At 43.5% G+C, this 15,322-nt stretch carries 16 protein-coding genes and 1 other annotated feature; of the genes, 3 read left to right on the forward strand and 13 right to left on the reverse strand.

Annotation, left to right across the window (positions count from 1 at the left end; translation table 11 throughout):
* Window positions 1-199: 199 nt before the first annotated feature.
* From ACXABW_RS12230 to ACXABW_RS12245, 4 genes are all read right to left on the reverse strand, one after another.
* Window positions 200-1,000 (reverse strand): TatD family hydrolase, encoded by an 801-nt coding sequence (locus ACXABW_RS12230; RefSeq protein WP_457522934.1) that lies wholly within the window; start codon window positions 998-1,000, stop codon window positions 200-202.
* Window positions 984-1,112 (reverse strand): DUF5363 family protein, encoded by a 129-nt coding sequence (locus tag ACXABW_RS12235; RefSeq protein WP_252028073.1) that lies wholly within the window; start codon window positions 1,110-1,112, stop codon window positions 984-986. Before ACXABW_RS12235 ends, ACXABW_RS12230 begins: the two co-directional genes overlap by 17 nt.
* A gap of 86 nt (window positions 1,113-1,198) precedes the next feature.
* A complete protein-coding gene (gene yaaA, locus ACXABW_RS12240) occupies window positions 1,199-1,975 on the reverse strand; it encodes a peroxide stress protein YaaA (RefSeq protein WP_457522935.1) in 777 nt (258 codons plus the stop codon).
* Between the two features lie 125 nt (window positions 1,976-2,100).
* Entirely contained in the window at window positions 2,101-3,531 is a 1,431-nt protein-coding gene (locus ACXABW_RS12245; protein ID WP_252028076.1) for an alanine/glycine:cation symporter family protein, read from the reverse strand.
* Window positions 3,532-4,249: 718 nt separating this feature from the next.
* Between ACXABW_RS12245 and ACXABW_RS12250 the strand changes: the two genes are divergently transcribed.
* Window positions 4,250-4,429 carry a DUF3545 family protein gene (locus tag ACXABW_RS12250; RefSeq protein ID WP_252028078.1) on the forward strand — a complete coding sequence of 60 codons (180 nt, stop codon included), beginning with the start codon at window positions 4,250-4,252 and terminating at the stop codon, window positions 4,427-4,429.
* Between the two features lie 38 nt (window positions 4,430-4,467).
* On the opposite strand, the gene ACXABW_RS12255 is transcribed toward ACXABW_RS12250, so the two are convergent.
* The 3 genes from ACXABW_RS12255 to nfo form a co-directional block, all read right to left on the reverse strand.
* On the reverse strand, window positions 4,468-5,019 hold the full coding sequence (locus ACXABW_RS12255; RefSeq protein WP_457522936.1) for a hemerythrin domain-containing protein: 552 nt from the start codon (window positions 5,017-5,019) through the stop codon (window positions 4,468-4,470).
* Window positions 5,020-5,121: 102 nt separating this feature from the next.
* Complete coding sequence (ung, locus tag ACXABW_RS12260; protein ID WP_252028081.1) at window positions 5,122-5,808, reverse strand: uracil-DNA glycosylase; 687 nt, start codon at window positions 5,806-5,808, stop codon at window positions 5,122-5,124.
* Between the two features lie 410 nt (window positions 5,809-6,218).
* Complete coding sequence (nfo, locus tag ACXABW_RS12265) at window positions 6,219-7,109, reverse strand: deoxyribonuclease IV (protein ID WP_457522939.1); 891 nt, start codon at window positions 7,107-7,109, stop codon at window positions 6,219-6,221.
* A 317-nt stretch (window positions 7,110-7,426) separates the two neighbouring features.
* Here nfo and grcA point away from each other — a divergent pair, with 317 nt between their 5' ends.
* Window positions 7,427-7,804 carry an autonomous glycyl radical cofactor GrcA gene (gene grcA, locus ACXABW_RS12270; protein WP_252028083.1) on the forward strand — a complete coding sequence of 126 codons (378 nt, stop codon included), beginning with the start codon at window positions 7,427-7,429 and terminating at the stop codon, window positions 7,802-7,804.
* Window positions 7,805-7,873: 69 nt separating this feature from the next.
* Here the strand turns inward: grcA and ACXABW_RS12275 are convergent, their stop codons facing one another.
* From ACXABW_RS12275 to thrA, 4 genes are all read right to left on the reverse strand, one after another.
* Window positions 7,874-8,533 (reverse strand): NADPH-dependent FMN reductase, encoded by a 660-nt coding sequence (locus tag ACXABW_RS12275; protein ID WP_457522941.1) that lies wholly within the window; start codon window positions 8,531-8,533, stop codon window positions 7,874-7,876.
* Window positions 8,534-8,617: 84 nt separating this feature from the next.
* Entirely contained in the window at window positions 8,618-9,898 is a 1,281-nt protein-coding gene (gene thrC, locus ACXABW_RS12280; RefSeq protein WP_457522943.1) for a threonine synthase, read from the reverse strand.
* A complete protein-coding gene (gene thrB, locus ACXABW_RS12285; RefSeq protein ID WP_457525023.1) occupies window positions 9,895-10,851 on the reverse strand; it encodes a homoserine kinase in 957 nt (318 codons plus the stop codon). The genes thrC and thrB overlap by 4 nt, the downstream gene beginning before the upstream one ends.
* A gap of 16 nt (window positions 10,852-10,867) precedes the next feature.
* Window positions 10,868-13,327: a bifunctional aspartate kinase/homoserine dehydrogenase I gene (thrA, locus tag ACXABW_RS12290; protein ID WP_265686041.1), complete on the reverse strand. Its 2,460-nt coding sequence runs from the start codon at window positions 13,325-13,327 to the stop codon at window positions 10,868-10,870.
* Between the two features lie 30 nt (window positions 13,328-13,357).
* Window positions 13,358-13,477: a sequence feature (Thr leader region), on the reverse strand.
* Window positions 13,478-13,757: 280 nt separating this feature from the next.
* Here thrA and ACXABW_RS12295 point away from each other — a divergent pair.
* Window positions 13,758-14,213 carry a hypothetical protein gene (locus ACXABW_RS12295; protein WP_252028091.1) on the forward strand — a complete coding sequence of 152 codons (456 nt, stop codon included), beginning with the start codon at window positions 13,758-13,760 and terminating at the stop codon, window positions 14,211-14,213.
* Window positions 14,214-14,238: 25 nt separating this feature from the next.
* On the opposite strand, the gene ACXABW_RS12300 is transcribed toward ACXABW_RS12295, so the two are convergent.
* Window positions 14,239-14,724, reverse strand: a complete 486-nt coding sequence (locus ACXABW_RS12300; protein ID WP_265686042.1) for a putative 4-hydroxy-4-methyl-2-oxoglutarate aldolase — start codon at window positions 14,722-14,724, stop codon at window positions 14,239-14,241.
* A 27-nt stretch (window positions 14,725-14,751) separates the two neighbouring features.
* A complete protein-coding gene (locus tag ACXABW_RS12305; protein ID WP_313905593.1) occupies window positions 14,752-15,141 on the reverse strand; it encodes a DUF3293 domain-containing protein in 390 nt (129 codons plus the stop codon).
* Between the last annotated feature and the right edge of the window lie 181 nt (window positions 15,142-15,322).

A 15,322-nucleotide genomic window follows, 5' to 3' on the forward strand; every position in this document is an offset into this window, starting at 1 on the left:
TGACTTCCTTATTAGTTATTTATTGGCGTGTTACAAAAATTGGTACTCAAAAGCGGGGTGATTATACTCATCCCTTGAATGATAAAGTAATGCTACCCTCACACTTTCTAATAAGATTCATTGCACGCTCACTTATTTATGTGAGCCAAATCACCATTCACACTACCCACAAACATTGAAAGAACATTTTCTTTCGAATTTATTCACAAATACCGAATAGCAGGTTGCTATTTTTCCAAGCCGCACAAGCAATCGTTTGCATTGATTCTTCTTTCAACAAGCAGAGCGTTTCTAAGACATTTACTAACTGTTTGGGATGATTTGGCTGTCCTTGATAGCCATTCAATGGCATATCAGGCGCATCGGTTTCTAGCACTAAAGAACTAAGTGGCAAGCGAGCAATAGCACTGCGTGTCTTTTGAGCTCTTGGGTAAGTTATCGTTCCTCCGACACCAATATGAAACCCTAAGTCAACAAACTGCATTGCTTGTTCGTAACTGCCCGAAAACCCATGTAAGACACCGCCTTGTTGAAACTTATGCTGCTTTAGTGTTCGGGTGAGTTCATTATGAGATTTGCGACTATGCAGGATAACGGGCATCTTGAGCTGTTGCGCCAGTTGCAATTGCAGCTGCAAGTAATGCTGCTGCACCTGCTTATCAACTTGAATGGCAAAGTCTAAGCCTGTTTCACCAATCGCTACGCACTTTCCTGCTCTTCGAGTAGCTAAAAAGTCTTCAAGTCTAGTATCAACGGCGGGCTGTTCTTGCGTAAGAAAGTAGGGATGGAAACCAGCAGAATAGTAAATAGAAGGATATTGAGCACTTAGAGCATCAATCTGATGCCAGTTCTGCTCGCCGATAGAAGGAATGAGAAAACGTTGTACTCCCTTTGCTGTAGCTTTCTGTAACTGCCCTGCAAAGTCTTCAGAGAACTGGGGGAAATCTAGGTGGCAATGGGTATCAAACAGCGGAAACGAGGTATTACTTTCGCTCGTCACGAGAAGGCTCTTTCCTGTATGGCACGCAGCTGCGCTTATTTTCAGGCGTTAATCCCATCGACTCACACCACGCGTCATATTTTGCTATCAAACGTTTAAACCAAGTCAACATCGCAATCTCACTGCCTCGCTATATCATAAAAGATGAACGCCCCTTTACTATTCTAGCGTTGAATAAAGGGGCGAGCGTTAGGTCGTTTAGTTTTGCTCTTCGCGCTTGAAAACGAGCTCTTTAGCTGAAGACTCTTCTTCAACAAAATAATAACCAGCAGTATTAAACTGAGTCAGCGCCTCAATCGAATCAACACGATTCTCAATAATGTAGCGAGCCATCATACCGCGCGCTTTTTTCGCATAAAAGCTGATCACTTTGTATTGACCATTTTTGCAGTCTTTGAATACTGGCGTAATCACTTGGCCATCTAAGTTCTTCGGCTTAACCGCTTTAAAGTACTCATTCGAAGCAAGGTTGATAAGCACATTGTCCCCCTGCTCATTCAAAGCTTCATTCAGCTTATCGGTAATTACATTGCCCCAAAACTGATACAAGTTGGTGCCACGTGCGTTGGCCAACTTAGTGCCCATTTCTAAGCGGTACGGCTGCATCAAATCGAGAGGCTTTAGCAATCCATATAGACCAGACAACATACGCAAGTGCTTTTGCGCGTAATCGAAATCTTCTTCAGATAAGCTTTCTGCTTCTAACCCCGTGTATACGTCACCTTTAAAAGCCAGAATTGCTTGGCGTGCATTATCCGTTGTGAACTCTTCGCTCCATTGTTCGAAGCGAGCAACATTAAGACCTGCGATCTTATCGCTCACCTTCATTAATGCGGAAACATCTGCAGGCGTTAGCTTACGACACTCTTCAATAAGCTCAGCTGAATGCTCGACCAAGTCTGGTTGAGTGTAGCGCTCTGTAGCGAGAGGCGATTCATAATCTAAAGTCTTGGCTGGTGAAACAACGATAAGCATGACGGTTACTCTACTAATTCTATTTATTGGCAATTTTATGGGTATAGATTACAAAAAAAGCCATGCTATGTCTGCATGGCTTTCTCTATAACTCTAATCGTTTATAACGATGGCGCTAACAGCAATTATTTTTTCTCGCTATTGTCCCAGATACCGTCTTCTAATTGTGACTTCAACTCTGGGAAATCGTCTGCGTTGAAAGTTGGTACTTTGCCCGCTTTCAATTGCTTGTTGTAGTCTTTAGCAAGCTTAATCACAATACCAGACAGTAATAAGATAGCCACTAAGTTAACAATCGCCATTAAGCCCATTGAAACGTCAGCGAGCGACCAAACAACTGGCAGAGACGCCACTGCACCAAACATCACCATGCCAAGTACAATAATACGGAACAGTCCTAGACCAGCTTTGTGGTTATGCTCTAAGAAGATAAGGTTTGTTTCCGCGTAAGAGTAGTTGGCAATGATTGAAGTAAACGCGAAGAAGAAGATCGCTACCGCAACAAAGATACCACCCCAGCTGCCCACTTGTGAGCTGAGTGCAGTTTGGGTCAACTCGATACCAGTCACTTCACCGTGAGGTACATATTCGCCAGACATCAAAATGATGGCCACAGTCGCAGAACAGATAACAATCGTATCCATAAATACACCTAGCATCTGAACATAACCTTGTGACGCTGGGTGCGGTGGGTACGGAGTCGCTGATGCCGCAGCATTTGGCGCAGAACCCATACCCGCTTCGTTCGAGAATAGGCCGCGTTTGATACCGTTGATCATCGCTTGAGCAATTGCGTAACCTAGGCCACCCGCAGCCGCTTCTTGCAAACCAAATGCACTCTTAAAGATCAAAGTCAGTACCGCTGGCAGTTTCTCGATGTTCATGAACATCACAAACAGCGCCAATACTAGGTAGGCTAACGCCATTGCAGGAACAATCAGCTCCGCTACTTTAGCGATACGCTTGATGCCACCGAAAATAACCACTGACGAAAGTAGAACAACCGCAACGCCAACGTAAGTTTGATCCCAACCAAAGGCATTGTTCATTGCACCCGCGATAGAGTTAGCTTGAACCGCGTTAAAGACCAAACCGAATGCGATGATAAGAAAGACAGAGAATAGAACCCCCATCCAACGCATACCTAGGCCCTTCTCCATGTAATAAGCAGGGCCACCACGATAGTTACCATCATCGTCTTTGGTTTTATATAGCTGTGCTAGCGTGCTCTCGGCAAACGATGTTGCCATGCCCAGCATTGCAATTAACCACATCCAGAAGATTGCGCCAGGGCCACCCGCCGTTAATGCTACCGCGACGCCAGCCATATTACCTGTGCCGACACGCGCCGCTAGACTGGTACAAAGAGCTTGGAAAGAAGAAATACCAGCGCTGTCTGCTTTACGACTGTTCTTTAACACTTTGAACATGTGGCCAAAGTGACGGAATTGAATGAAGCCAAGTCGCACAGTGAAATACACGCCGACACCGACCAGTAGATAAACCAGAATCGATCCCCAAAGTAGATCGTTCATTAAATTAATTATGTCTGTCACAAGAACCTCTCAATAGGTGTATGTGCTGTTCTAAGCTAAGAGCTTAGCTCTGAAGTAGGCATGCCGCTCGTTAACTTCCTTGCAAGCATGGTCATGGTGTTTTTGATTTTATCGAGCCTATTTCAGCGGAAAAGCGTGCTTTTACACGCCAGTTCCAATCAGCAAAATTTTTGACGGCGGGATAATGCAGCTTGAAATCGTAAAAATCAATACTCAACAACACACTTATTAATGTTATTTTTCACTATAAATACACCTTTAATTAACACAATAACAAACATCAAATACACAAATAAAGCACAAACAAGCACCAAATCAATAACATTTCAGCACGTAATAACTTTTAACAATTCGCAATTTATAAACCTTCCAGCAAGCCTGACGAAATAAGGTTTCGAGTCATTCGTACAATTTGATTATTAATCGAAAATCTCAAATCTAGGTCATGACCTCATCGTTCAAATATTCAGCATTACCTGTGAGCGCGACTTCATACATGTCTTTAACAAGCAAAAAAATTAATTTAATCGTTTGCCTCAACTCGTTTGAACAATAATTAACCATCAATTGTCAGGTTTTTGTGAGTATTGGTTCAAAATCCGCATAAAACCTTCATCGAAACGAAACAAATGAGAAACAAATCAAAGATAGGCTTCAAGGTAATGTGATATTTAAATTATTCCCATCAGGGTAAAACTAATAAAAACAGAGGTGGCTTATGGAAGGCATGCAATTAGACGATGTAATGGAAATGGATTTTCCACGTGGTAAAGCAACTCGCTCAAAACCTGTGAAACGTAAATGGCGCGAAATAGAAGCGATTAAGGATCGCCAGCGTCTGCAGAAAGAACTCCTAGAGATGGATGTCTGCTTAAAAGTTGAAGACTTAGATATTTAGAAATAAAGGCGCCAATGGCGCCTTTATTCGTTTCTACACTATACATATTCGCTATCAGCTTGCTTCACTCGCTGTGCAAGCTGCTGATATCGGTCAGCGATCGTTTCGCCAAAGACAGGATCATCTTCCGACACACTCCAGCGCGACTCTACTTCTTGCCAGTCCTGCGTGGTAAATGTTTTATTGATGAGCGGCAGCACCGATTGTTCCTCTGTCTCGAGATGGCGCTTTTGACTCAATACAAACTCTTCTAACTGTCCAATAAAAATATCTTGTGGGATTACCGCATCACTTAAAATCATATCGACAGTGTCTAGAAAGGCGTGGGTCTTTTTCGACAACTCCACATGTTCATGCTCTAAATTGCTGATCTCAAACTGCTGACCATACTTCTCTATAAAGTATCCATAGAGGATATCTTCTTTAGGATGGTGGACTCGTTCTGAGTGGTTAGCCAAATAGTCGACCACCTCTCGCACCAAACTGTAGTTAATACTTTGCTCATTTCTCAGCATAGCCACTTTGCCGCGCAGTATCGCCAATAAGCGAACCATATACCCATGTTCGCGTCTTATCCTTTCAATCATCATAACGCCCTCCTTAACACTTACTTTTTGTAAGTTTATTCAAAGAAATCTAAGGACGTCTTGAGCTTGTTCAAAGATCGACTAAATATTCACCAAAGCGGCAAATTAGATAGATACTTGTGCTGGCAGATTCCAGTTAATTGGCTGTTTTTGTTGCTGCTTTAACAATTCATTGGTTTGAGAGAAATGCTTGCAACCGAAGAAGCCACGGTGAGCCGATAAAGGCGATGGATGTGGGGCTGCTAATACATGATGTTTAGTGCGATCAATGAAACGTCCTTTCTTCTGGGCGTGAGCTCCCCAAAGCAGAAAAACGACTCCTTGCTGCTGCTGGTTAATCGCTTCAATCACTTTATCGGTGAAAGTCTCCCATCCGGTTTTCGAATGAGAATGTGCTTTACCTTGCTCAACGGTGAGCACTGTATTGAGCAGTAACACCCCCTGCTGCGCCCAAGTCTGTAAGAAGCCATGGTTTGGAATCTGGAAGCCCGGAATATCTTGCGCGAGCTCTTTATACATATTGACTAAAGATGGCGGGGTTTTCACACCTGGCAATACTGAGAAGCACAGGCCATGTGCCTGATCGGGGCCGTGGTATGGGTCTTGGCCTAAGATGACTACTTTCACATCATTAAACTCGGTATGACGAAAAGCATTAAATACATCTTGGCTAGGTGGGTAGATCTGTTTACCCATTTGACGCTCATTCTCAACAAAAGCCAGTGTCTGCTGAAAATAATCTTGCTGTTTCTCTACACCAATTACGTCATGCCAAGTCAAGTTTACGCCCATTTCCTACCTCTGTGTTATTCAAGCAAGAGTCACTACTTAACTCTCTTGCGTCCCGCTGTGAACGCTATTCTATACTCAAACGGCAGCAAGGTGCAGGACAAACATTAATGACACAGGTTCCACAAAAGGGATAACGTTGAATAGCTAAAACCGCCAAATATAAATAGAGCCGCCAATGCGGCTCTATCAGGTCGGATAAATAAGTAATTAAGAATGGCGTTGTGGCGTACGGTAATGTCCTTGTCCAGTGATATGGCGATTAGGTACAGGTAAACGTGGTACATGAGCAACATAAGTTGATGGTACAGAATGAATGACTGACATAGTGGCACCCTCCTTCCAGCATAATTGATACAGCTATGTTCAACTCTACTTATGAAAAATCAGTGCCAACAATTGTATTTAACTGATTAAACCACTGAATTTGTGTGAAATTCTCGCAGCGCATTAATTTCTTCTGGCCATATATCTGGGTTAATTGTCTCTAAAATCAGAGGGATAGTATTGAACCTTGGATCTGAGGCAATGTATTCAAAACAAGGCCAACCGATTTCTCCTTCACCAAGCGAGTGATGACGATCCACTCTAGCTGAGAATTCTGTTTTTGAATCATTAAGATGCATTGCTCTTAAGTAGTGCATGCCGACAATTTCATCGAACGCTCGAAACGTCTCTGCGCATGCTTCTTTAGTACGCAAGTCATAGCCAGCGGCAAAGGTGTGGCAAGTATCAATGCAGACTCCAACCCGAGTCTTGTCCTCAACTTGAGAAATAATTTCTGCTAGATGTTCAAATCGCCACCCTAGGTTGGTGCCTTGCCCTGCGGTGTTTTCAATAACAGCAACGACTTCTGGAACGGCTTGATGGGCTAAATTGATCGATTCCGCGATCCTAGCTAAACACTCTTTCTCAGAAATCTTCTTTAAATGACTCCCAGGATGAAAATTCAGTAATGTTAAACCAAGCTGATGGCAGCGCTCCATCTCGTCAATAAAGGCGGCGCGTGATTTCGCTAACTTTTCTTCTTCCGGCGCCCCTAAGTTGATCAAGTAAGAGTCGTGAGGAAGAATTTGCTCAGGTTGAAACCCGAGCGCCTGGCAGTTCTTTTTAAAAGCAGCGATAGTTTTGGAGGTTAACGGCTTGGCAGCCCATTGGCGCTGGTTTTTGGTAAACAGAGCAAATGCATTGGCTCCAATTTCTTTTGCTCTGAGAGGAGCTTGGTCAACACCACCTGCCGCTGATACATGCGCACCGATATATTTTTCTTTATTACACATTTTTACACTTGTCATTTTTGTCATGTTGCTCTTTCAAAATGGTACCACTCAGGCCACTAAAACCGTTAGGCGAACGGATTATACGCCTTAAAATGTAGTAAATTTACAACAAAACACTCATTAAACTTATTTTTAAACATTAAAAATAATTGTTATACCCATATTTTTAAAAGCTTTATTGATATCAATCAACAAAATCACCACTATTAAATTATGGTTTTTGGTTGTTTTTTGACTTAAATCAATATTAAAATAGTGGATATTAGCTATATAATACGTAGCTCAACAGAATTCGAAAGTTAACACCAATAACCACCACGTTAGTGGACTAGGAGAAAGTGATGATCCAAGGTATTCAAATTACTAAAGCAGCAAACGACGACCTACTAAATTCAATCTGGCTACTAGACAGCGAGAAGAATGAAGCACGTTGTGTTGCAGCTTCAAACGGCTACGAAGCTGACCAAGTAGTAGCAATCAACGATCTTGGTGAGTACGAAAGTCGTGAAGTCGCTATTGAGACAGCACCACGCATCGAAGGTGGTCAACACCTAAATGTGAACGTTCTTAAACGTGAAACACTTGAAGATGCCGTAGCAAACCCAGAGAAATACCCTCAGCTAACTATCCGTGTTTCAGGCTACGCTGTACGTTTCAACTCTCTAACTCAAGAGCAACAACGCGACGTAATCGCTCGTACGTTCACTGAGTCACTATAATCTCGATTCAGTACTCTTGAAGACAAAAGCTTGGCAAAACAGCCAAGCTTTTTTGTATCTGACGGCTACTTAAGGGGCATTTCGCTGCGAAGGGTCCCGACGAAATACTTTGATAATCGAAGTTGGGTCGACGCCCTCTCTTTGCGATTTCGCTCCTTCTGCCCACCAAATTAATTGCGCCATCGTCCTTGCAAGATATTCGTCCCATTGCTTCTGTTCACTAGGCTCGATTACTACACCTTCTTCATCAAATACCTCTTGAGCCCTGGGTAAATGAATCATCGCAGACACAGGCAAGCAACCTAACTCAGAAAGGAATGTTCTCATTCCAACCGCTGCTCTTGCTCCGCCCCACTGCCCAGCCGAATAAGTCACGATCGCACTCGGTTTGTAAGAAAACAGTGAACTACCAAAATGATTAAGAAGGTTGGCAAGCGCAGGGCTCATCGAGTGGTTATATTCCGGACTCACCATAATATAGCCATCGGCTTGAGCTATTTTATCGGCTAAGTTCTTTAAATCCTTGGGGGTATGGCTTCTTGAATAAGAAAATTCCGGCTTGAACACCGGACCTAGCTCGTAATCCAATGGATCAATAAGCTCGACCTCATGCTGTGGGTAATACAACTGCATTAATGCCATACACGCTTTACTGACTCTCAAGCCTAAGCGTACAGGTTTTGGAGGTGAGCTTTCGCGCACAGATCCTAAAAAAATCAAGAATTTCATATCAGGAATACTCTTTGAGATTGCTCTAGCTAATAAAAAAGGTGAATGACAAGTCATTCACCTTTTTGCAGCATCAGCAACCGGTTACTGAACGCGGCGTAGTACTTCTTTTAACGCATTGAAATCGTTAGCAAGATCTTCAGACAACAATTCCATCGCCGCATGTTTCGCTAGAGGGCCAGGCAGGTCGATATCTGAACCTAGGATGTCATCAACCACTTCTTTGAACTTAGCAGGGTGTGCCGTACACAAGAATAAACCTGTTTCACCGTCTTGTAGCTGTTCGTCTAGTAGGCGGTAAGCAATCGCACCATGTGGCTCACATAGGTAACCTTGTGCTTTTAGATCGCGTACTGATTCTGCACTCTGCTCGTCAGATACTTTACCTTTACCCAATGTATCTAGGCCCCAACCTTTCAGTTGGCAAAGCTCTTCGATACGAGGCCAGTTGTTCGGTTGACTCACGTCCATTGCATTCGATGTCGTGGCAACTGTTGGCTTAGGTTCCCACTTACCCGTTTCTAGGTAACGTGGCACCGTATCATTCTCGTTAGTTGCAGCAATGAAGCGCTTGATCGGCAAGCCAAGTGCTTTAGCAAGAAGACCTGCAGTTAGGTTACCAAAGTTACCACTTGGTACTGAAACCACTAAGTTTTCGCGCTCTTGCTTACTCATTTGAGAAGCGGCTTCGAAGTAGTAACAGATCTGAGCCATAAGACGGCTGATATTGATAGAGTTTGCTGAGTTAAGACCAATCTCTTCACGCAGTGCTGCATCATCAAACGCTTGCTTAACCAAAGCCTGACAAGCGTCGAAATCACCATCAATCGCAACAGTATGGATATTCTTCCCTAGTGTACAGAATAGCTTTTCTTGAAGCGGGCTAATCTTACCTTTCGGGTATAGAATAACAACGTTGATATCTTCCATACCATAAAATGCATGAGCTACCGCCGCGCCAGTATCACCAGATGTTGCCGTCAGGATAGTGATTTTGCCACCGTCTGAAACTGCAGCCATTGACTGAGCCATAAAACGTCCACCAAAATCTTTGAACGCTAACGTTGGGCCGTGAAATAGCTCTAATGCGTAAACGCCATCTTTAACGGATTTGATTGGTGCTGGGAACTGAAACGCCGCATCCACCATTGAGTTCACTTTATCTGCTGAAAGTTCATCACCGATCAGCGCAGAAAGAATCTTGCTACTACGAGTAACAAAGTCTTCTGCTAACAATGCATCAACATCATCAAACTTAGGTAATTCTGCTGGGAAAAATAGACCTTGGTTGCGGCCTAGCCCTTGGCGAACAGCTTGGCCAAAGGAGACTTGTTCATCATTTTCTTTGATGTTGTAGAGCTTCATAGTGAACTTCCTGTAACGGTCGAACCTTGTTTGTCTAGACGACAAACGTGAACGAATCCTTCTTCATTTTGTACGTAATTTTGTTCTAGCCAGCGAGCAACACGCTCAGCGACATCTTTATCTTTGCAAATGCTAAATAGGGTTGGGCCACTTCCGGAAATACCAGTCGCGAGCGCACCAGCCGACAGCGCATATTTACGCGCGTCTGCAAACCCAGGGAGCAGTTTCTCACGATACGGTTCTGCGATCACGTCTTTGATCATCTTTGCCGCTAACTCAGGTTGTCCTGAGTGACAAGCGTGAATAAAACCAGCTAAATGACGGCCATGAGCAATCACATCTTGGCGACGATATTGAGAAGGCAAGATCTCGCGAGCTTCCGCTGTTGAGACTTTAATCCCCGGATAAGCCATCACCCAGTACCAATCATCAAAGCATGGGACTTCTTGGCTAATGATCCCAAGCTCTTCGAGCATAAGTTGAACGCCACCCAAGTAGCACGGAGCAACGTTATCATAATGGATACCGCCGGAGATTTTACCCTCCATCTCTCCCATAAGAGCAAGCAGCTCCATTTCATCTAATGGCTGACCGTGGAAACGGTTCAAAGCATCAAGTGCCGCGACAATTGAACATGCACTCGAACCTAAACCCGAACCAATCGGCATGTTCTTTTCTAGCGTCATCTCTATAGGAAGTAACGGCACACCTTTTTTATCGAGTTCACGAGCGAAGACAGTCCAACAATCATAGACAATGTTCTCTTTGGCATTACTCGGCAGTTTATCTACAAAACTGCCCGCAGTTTTAAGTGAAAAAGGTTCACTCCCTGCCTTAACTAGCACTCGGTCACCTAGCAAGGTACCGTCGATTGGGGACACTGCCGCCCCCAACACATCGAAACCTACGCTGACGTTTCCGATAGACGCTGGGGCGTAAACAACTACATCCATACCACTACTCATACGATTACACTCCCAACTTCCAGCCAAGGGTACGCATCACATCAGAGAACACACCTGCTGCTGTTACTTCTGTACCCGCACCATAACCGCGCAGTACAAGAGGGATTGGTTGATAGTAACGGCTGTAGAATGCCAGCGCGTTTTCACCATCTTTAATCTTGAACATTGGATCGTTCTCATCAACCGCAGCAATGCTCACCTTACACTTACCTTCTAGGATTTCACCAACATAACGCAGTACTTTACCTTCTTCTGCCGCTTTTGCAGACAGTTCAGTGAAGTATGCATCGGCTTCAGGAAGGCGAGCCATAAACTCTTCTACGCTGCCTGAATCATCAAAACCTGGTGGTAGTGCTTGATCTACTTCAACGTCTTCCAGTTCCAAGTTCATACCAGCTTCACGAGCAAGAATAAGTAGCTTACGCGCCACATCCATGCCTGAAAGGTCGTCACGAGGATCTGGCTCAGTAAAGCCATTATCTTTGGCAATATTTGTTGCTTGGCTAAGCGTCATACCTTCATCAAGTTTGCCGAAGATATAAGACAGAGACCCAGAAAGAATGCCGTTGAACTTCTCAAGTTCATCACCTGCAGAAATCAGGTTCTGTAAGTTTTCGATAACTGGAAGGCCCGCACCAACGGTTGTTTCATACATCAATTTACGACGTGAGCTACGCGCGACTTCTCGCAACTGATGGTAGTAAGACATGCTTGCTGTATTCGCTTTTTTGTTTGGCGTTACAACGTGGAAGCCAGCCGCTAGGAAATCCGCATATTGGTTTGCAATAGATTCGCTTGAAGTACAGTCGACCAATACTGGGTTGATGATATGGTTACGCTGAACCAATGAGATAAGTCGTGCAAGGCTAAACTCTTCTGTCGCATCGTTCATACGATCGCGCCAGTGTTCCAGTGGCAAACCTTGGCTGTCTAGCAGTAAGCCTTTGCTGTTAGCCAACCCACAAACGCGGATCACGATGCCTTTTTCAGCCAGCTTACCTTGCTGACGCTGGATTTGATCAACCAATTCACCGCCAACCCCACCAACACCGACAACAAATACATCTAAGAAGTGTTTAGAGTTAAATAGGTTCTCATGACACGCTTTGATCGCTTCAGATATTTTATCTTCAGGGATAACGGCTGAAATCGCACGCTCAGACGAGCCTTGTGCAATCGCTACGATGTTAACGTTCACTTCAGCCAACGAGGCAAAGAATTGCGACGCGACACCACGAGAAGTGCGCATGCCATCACCCACTAGCGTCACAATCGACACATCATCGATGAACTCAACAGGCTCAAGTAAGCCATCTTTCAATTCAAGTTCAAATGCATCGGCTAACACTTTTTCTGCTTGTACTTTGTCTGCCGCTTCAATACAGAAGCTGATGCTGTACTCAGAAGAAGATTGAGTGATCAGGACAATAGAGACACCTGCTGAAGACATCGCACCGAATACGCGGCTAGCCATACCTACCATGCCCTTCATACCAGGACCTGATACGTTAACCATTGTTAGGTCATTTAGGGTGGTAATGCCTTTGATCGCTAGGTTATCTTCACCTGTATCTTGGCCAATCAAGGTGCCAGCACCCTGTGGATTGAAGCTGTTTTTGATCAAACAAGGGATATGGAACTGCGCAATAGGAGCGATAGTTTTCGGGTGAAGAACAGAAGCACCAAAGTAGGACAGCTCCATCGCTTCTTGGTAGCTTAAAGACTTCAATAAACGCGCATCATCAACCAATCTAGGGTCACAGTTGTATACGCCGTCTACATCAGTCCAGATTTCACAGCAGTCTGCACGTAGACACGCTGCTAGCACCGCTGCTGAATAGTCCGAGCCATTACGGCCAAGAGTGACTAGCTCGCCTTTATCATTACCCGCGGTAAAACCAGGCATGATGTTGACATGTCCTTGAGGAAGTGGGTTCTGTTTAAAGTTTTGTGTAGAGACTTCTACGTCAACCATAGCTTCAAGGTGATCACCTTGAGCGTAAAGATATTGAACAGGATCGATTAAGCTTGCTGGTTGCCCTTTTGCCTCTAGCACCGCTTTCATCAATTGAATAGATACTCGCTCACCTTTACTGATGATGCGTGCGTTAACGTTATTCGGGCACATACCAAGCAAGTTGATACCGTGCACGAACTGACGCAGTTGAGACAAAGATGTGCGGACTTGGTTGTCATAACCTGCGCCATCAATGTTTGGTAATACTGCTTTTATCTCTGCAAAAAGTGATTTAAATGAAGCCTCTAATTCTGCTATTTGCAGCTCTGCTTCACCATTGCGTAGCGCACCTTCAATAACTGCTACTAGCTTGTTTGTTGTTTTACCTGGTGCAGATAGAACAACTGCCACCTCTTCTTGCTGTGCATTATTAGCAATGATGTCCGCCGCTCTTAAAAAACGGTCCGCATCTGCCAATGATGAGCCTCCAAACTTTAATACTCGCATCCCTTCCTCTCCAAAGTGGTCAAATTGGTATAAAAAAAGGCCTGTATCTTGTTGGATACAGGCCTTTTTTTTGAATTTCTTTCGCTTAGCAGCCTGCCCCAACAATTGCGATGTCGGTAATAATAATGGTTGTGGTCATTACTAGGTTGCTATGCATTTTCGATTATCTATAAACCTTGTGTTTGCTTAACCATACGTTTACCGCATTTATCGCGTGATAGTCAATGAAAAGTTTATTTTTTTAACTAAATTACTTAAAATCTGATGGTATTGACAGATGTTTCAAAGCGTTTTAATGATAAGAAGCTAAGTAGCATAACTAAATAACCAAACGCTATATAAAACTTAATACACTTCACTGAGTTTTATGCTTTACTTATTCTTGCTGTATATAAAAACTAATAATAAAAAATGGACTAAGGAGTGGTTTATGAAGGGAATATTCTATCTATCACTTCTTGTTGCCTGCCCGTTAGTTAATGCAGCTGATCTACCAGTACTACCTCAGCATCAAGCTTCTTCACCGCACAAACTGTTTGTCTCGACCGAGAAAGATTCCTCTGGCTTTGATACATGGAAAATAGACAGCGGCTACGCATATAACGTATTCGATAAGATCGATCTTTATGTCGGTACACGCATTGACAATGCTCGTGAAGGTGAAAGTGGCTTTTTGAGTGGTGTAAACTACCAAGTCACTGAAAGAATCTCGGTGAAAAGTACCCTTCATTCCTACAGTACTGTTATCGAAGAAGAACGTACCGACAAAATTTCAGCCGAAGTATCAAGCCGATTGAAACTGACTGAAAATTTAGATTTGCATGCCACCCTTGATTATCAAGAGTGGCAGCAAGGCGTTGAATTTGGATTGGGTTTTCGCTTTTAAACGTTCCAAATTTTTCGACTACCTATTAACTCCAATCAAGTAGTTCTTTAGACATCAAAACGCCATTCCAATCAGCGTAGATATAGTCACCAGGTTGAATCATTTCATTATGAATGGTCAAAGTGACATTCACATCTCCAGCTCCTCGTTTCTCTGTTTTAAAAGGGCTACTGCCTAGTGCTTTGATACCTAAATCCATCTCAGACATCGCAGCCACATCACGAACAGCTCCGTAGATAACGACGCCTTCCCAGTTATTTTTTATCGCCATCAGTGCAACTTGATCACCCATTAGGGCTTTCTGACAAGAGCCATGACCATCGACAACTAGAACTTTTCCCTTACCATTGGTACTTAACATTTCACGAACTTTCGAGTTATCGTGATAGCAGCGAACGGTGACAATCTCGCCCCAAAATGCACTGCGCATGCCAAAGTTTTGTAAAGGTAAGTTAATGAGTGTGACCTCATCTTCAAACTTATCGCAAATATCAGGTGTTATATCTTTCATTTTTCCTCCATGATTTTCATAAATTCCTTAAACGCACCGCTCCACTAACTTGCCTAAGTGCTTTACCGTCTTATCCTTAAGACACGACAATAAAAACAGCTCTCCATGTTCTACATAGTACACGGCGTTTTGTTGGTACTGCTTACCTAACGCTACCGCCTTTTGGCGTGAAATCGCGACAGCAAAGCTCTCTTCACTCCAACTAAACTGCTGATCTCCTACCAACACCTTAGTCCATGAATAACAATTGAGCGATTGCTGTAAGTGTTGATTTTTAACAAAATTATATTGATAAGGCATTAACTTACTTGCAGGGTTCCAGGCAGTAACAATCGCAAAGCACGGCTCTGTGCAGTGATTACTGAATCTGAAGTAACAATCGCTATACGCTTCCCACAGGTAAGCATCAATCATCATATAAAACCAACATATTACATCTACGCATTACTATTAATATTTGTTACATTTGAACTCTTGATATAAATCAATAAAGTGAATGGAATTAACATTCTGTCGTTGTTAGCATGCTGTTAACATTATAGAATTCGCCCCATAGACTAGTAGAGTGGCTGTTGAGGTCAGGAACTATCTCCACTAA

The sequence above is a fragment of the Vibrio paucivorans genome (assembly GCF_054053395.1).

What these genes read in the sequence shown, in the direction of transcription:
- thrA (WP_265686041.1), bottom strand. Translation starts at nt 13,327, where the DNA reads ATGCGAGTATTAAAGTTTGGAGGCTCATCATTGGCAGATGCGGACCGT.
- ACXABW_RS12275 (WP_457522941.1), bottom strand. Translation starts at nt 8,533, where the DNA reads ATGAAATTCTTGATTTTTTTAGGATCTGTGCGCGAAAGCTCACCTCCA.
- grcA (WP_252028083.1), top strand. Translation starts at nt 7,427, where the DNA reads ATGATCCAAGGTATTCAAATTACTAAAGCAGCAAACGACGACCTACTA.
- ACXABW_RS12300 (WP_265686042.1), bottom strand. Translation starts at nt 14,724, where the DNA reads ATGAAAGATATAACACCTGATATTTGCGATAAGTTTGAAGATGAGGTC.
- yaaA (WP_457522935.1), bottom strand. Translation starts at nt 1,975, where the DNA reads ATGCTTATCGTTGTTTCACCAGCCAAGACTTTAGATTATGAATCGCCT.
- ACXABW_RS12305 (WP_313905593.1), bottom strand. Translation starts at nt 15,141, where the DNA reads ATGATGATTGATGCTTACCTGTGGGAAGCGTATAGCGATTGTTACTTC.
- ACXABW_RS12295 (WP_252028091.1), top strand. Translation starts at nt 13,758, where the DNA reads ATGAAGGGAATATTCTATCTATCACTTCTTGTTGCCTGCCCGTTAGTT.
- ACXABW_RS12250 (WP_252028078.1), top strand. Translation starts at nt 4,250, where the DNA reads ATGGAAGGCATGCAATTAGACGATGTAATGGAAATGGATTTTCCACGT.
- nfo (WP_457522939.1), bottom strand. Translation starts at nt 7,109, where the DNA reads ATGACAAAAATGACAAGTGTAAAAATGTGTAATAAAGAAAAATATATC.
- thrC (WP_457522943.1), bottom strand. Translation starts at nt 9,898, where the DNA reads ATGAAGCTCTACAACATCAAAGAAAATGATGAACAAGTCTCCTTTGGC.
- ACXABW_RS12235 (WP_252028073.1), bottom strand. Translation starts at nt 1,112, where the DNA reads ATGTTGACTTGGTTTAAACGTTTGATAGCAAAATATGACGCGTGGTGT.
- ung (WP_252028081.1), bottom strand. Translation starts at nt 5,808, where the DNA reads ATGGGCGTAAACTTGACTTGGCATGACGTAATTGGTGTAGAGAAACAG.
- ACXABW_RS12255 (WP_457522936.1), bottom strand. Translation starts at nt 5,019, where the DNA reads ATGATGATTGAAAGGATAAGACGCGAACATGGGTATATGGTTCGCTTA.
- thrB (WP_457525023.1), bottom strand. Translation starts at nt 10,851, where the DNA reads ATGGATGTAGTTGTTTACGCCCCAGCGTCTATCGGAAACGTCAGCGTA.